The following is a 3,112-nucleotide window of genomic DNA, read 5'->3' as shown; positions in this document are numbered from 1 at the left end:
CCGAACCGTTACGGCTCAGCTCAAAGTGATCCACATCCGTCTCGGACAGCGTGTTCCAGTTCAACGTCACCAATCCGTTGCCTGCGACCGCGTCAAAGCCGCCAAAAGCAACCGGCAGGATCTCGTCGTACTCAAAGCTCAGGCAAACGCCGAGGATATAACCAATGTCGCCGCCGAAGTTATCGGTTACGCACAGAAGCCAATCGCCAACTGCGTTCTCACCGTCAAAGGCCGACAGCGCAGCGAACGGAATCCACGATCCGTTGAACGGAGCCAATCCGCCGCCGATTGCGTTAGCCGCTTCGTCATCAAACGTCGCGCACAGTATGTTGTCGCCTGAGCCGCCGTGCTGGTCAAACAAGTGTACAATCGTGCCACTCGGCGATTCCAACGTTATGTCGAGGTCGCCATCGTACGTATGATAGAGATCAAGGCTGACGTTCAAATCAGTGATCTGATATTCAATCGGCACATTGATCGTCACACACGTGGTCGGAATCGTCTCGCTGATCGGATACGTCGTGTTGTCAACCGCGTAGGTCGCATGCGAATTCGGATGCTCGCTGCAGGAGCAGACACACGGGGCATTCCACAAGCAGCCGCCGTCGCCGCACAATCCGTCACGAGTCCAAACACCGCCCAGCTGAGCACATTCACCTTCACTCACATTGTCAACACATGCCGGACCTGTGCAGACGTCGCCGCCCGGAACCGTGTAGCAGCAGCTTCCAACCGGCGGAACGCACGGCTCAACATTCAGAGTCCAAGCGCCGCTGCCTGACCAGCCTTCAATCGTAACATAAATCAAGCCTTCAGGTACGAACGTGCAGATTTCTGAGCCAAGGCCGCAGAAGTCATCGTTCGATGCGATATCGCCCAGACAGCAGTCCGTTCCAAGGAACAAGTACGTATCGTAGCCGGAACCGCACAGCGAAAAGCGCCATTCATCCGCATACGGAATGCTGACTTCAACAACCCAATCTTCAGTTCCACGCGTCGCGCAGTCGTTGCCCGCACCGGTCGTGTTGCCCGACGTGGAGCCGGGCGCCGCAAGCGTTTCGTCATGGCACGGGCAATCAATTCCATCTCCGTTCGACGGAATTCCGTCATCCGACAGTACCAAGCCAAAGTTGCCGGCGTCGGAGGCGAAACCATGAACCAGAATCCAGTACATCGCGCCCGGATCCGTCGCCCACGTCACCGAAGACAGTAATGAAAAGCCCCCGCCGCAGATGTTGTCGTCATTGCCGGTAACACAAGTATTAAGGTCGCAGCCGCAGGTGAACACGCGAATCTTCGTGTCATAGTCCGAGCAGGGATCGCAAGTCGTAGCGGTGTAGGTGTTGCCGTTGCCACGGACCTTATACCACACGCCGCCGCCCGTACCGTCGCTCGTTCCGCAAAATCCAAGTGCTTCACTACCCATGCCGACTGTCGAACCGTACTGCACGGACGGTACGGGAACTTCAATCGCTCCGGCGCAATCATCGGAAACCGGACCCGGATCGTCGCAAGTTGCCGCGCATGAGGCGCTGCCGCATACACCGTCATCGGAAATGTTAATGATGTAGTTGCCTGTGCTGTTGCCATAGCCGTCAACAATGATGTAATACGTGGTGGCCGCCAACAAGGTGACCGTTAAGCAGGACTGCAACCCGCTGTTGTCATCGTTGCAGGCAACTTGAGTTCCACCCGAGGTCGGGCAGCCATTCCAAATGTGGAGACCGGTATCATAATTGGAGCCGAAAAGCGAAACGGTCGCTACAACGTCCGCCGTCGGAGTGTATGCATACACAACGTCGCCGGAACCGCCATTGAAGAAGCAGTCGCCCTGATAATCATCTAAGGTGCCGGCTGTCGAACCTTCATCGCAGTACGGAATCCCGCCTACGACCACCGCCGTCCCGCAATCCTCACCACCCTGGTCGAGACGCTCCGCGCCGCGAGCCGGGTACAACAAACTGTACAGCTCATTGGCGCGAGCCTTGTGAGCCGAAATATCCTCACCCTTCTCAAGCATCGAAGCAATTCCCGCGTTCAAGGCTTCCAGCTCAAGTTTCAGCATCTCACGCTCATCAACATTATTGATGACCGGCAGAGGCTTCACTTTGCTCTGGTCAAGCTTGTGAATGATCTGACGCGTTGCTTCAGGCCCCTTTTCGGACTTTACTGCGCTGGCAAAGGCCGCCGACGCGACCATGGCCAGCATGGTACACAATGTCACAATCTTTTTCATTTTTCTCTCTCTCCTGTTAATGGGAATTCTGCACGAAACTATCACTTTATTGGTCAAAGTAGTGTTAATATAGTCTATAAGGCATTCCCTGACAATACTTCTGCACAATCTTTCTGAAAAACATTGCCCAGTAAACATGACCCACCGAATTGCTATAAACTTCTGTTTGTAAACCTCTTAAATGTGACTTTTTTAGTCTTATTTCACCCTGTGCGCCCGATGTGGAGGTTTGGCAACACCCATAATAGAAGCGGGGCGAACCTTCTCGGTTCGCCCCGCGCTGTCTCAAGGTTTTCCAATAAGCTTTCGCGTTCGCGTCAGCTCATTGGGTCCAGCGTCCACGCTGGCTACTTCATCAGCACCATCTTCGCCTGAGCCGTGAAGCCGTTGGCTTCCATCTTGTACAGATAGAGACCGCTCGACAGACCCGTCGCGTCAAAGTTCACGACATGACGGCCCGCTTCCATATTGCCGTTCACGATCTCGGCAACCTTCTGGCCCATCACGTTGAAAACACTGATTGACACCTTGCCCGCTTCAACCATGTCGAACGCGATGTTCGTCGTCGGATTGAACGGGTTCGGATAGTTCTGATGCAAGGCGTACTCAGTAATGACTGCAGATCCGCTCGGAGTCGCCGACAGCGTCGCCAATGCCTGACGGGCGCCGTTCACATCCACCGATACCAGACTGTAGTTATACGTCGTGCCGTTGGTCAAGCCGTTGTCCGTATAGCTGTAGTTCGCACCCGTCGCGCTGTTCATCGCCGCAACGTTCGCAACCACCGAACCGTTACGGCTCAGCTCAAAGTGATCCACATCCGTCTCGGACAGCGTGTTCCAGTTCAACGTCACCAATCCGTTGCCTGCGACCGCG

2 protein-coding genes are annotated in these 3,112 nt (G+C 55.0%); both read right to left on the bottom strand.

The window, feature by feature from the left end:
- Nucleotides 1-2,236: proprotein convertase P-domain-containing protein (locus HUU59_13505; GenBank protein NUO20457.1), on the bottom strand; the 2,236-nt coding region annotated here is incomplete at its 3' end.
- Between the two features lie 347 nt (nt 2,237-2,583).
- Nucleotides 2,584-3,112, bottom strand: a 529-nt coding sequence (locus tag HUU59_13500; protein NUO20456.1) for a T9SS type A sorting domain-containing protein, incomplete at its 5' end; no start/stop codon positions are given.

This window comes from bacterium, assembly GCA_013360195.1.
Taxonomy (GTDB): Bacteria; Electryoneota; RPQS01; order RPQS01; family RPQS01; genus JABWCQ01.
This window is presented reverse-complemented; position numbering and strand designations above follow the sequence as displayed.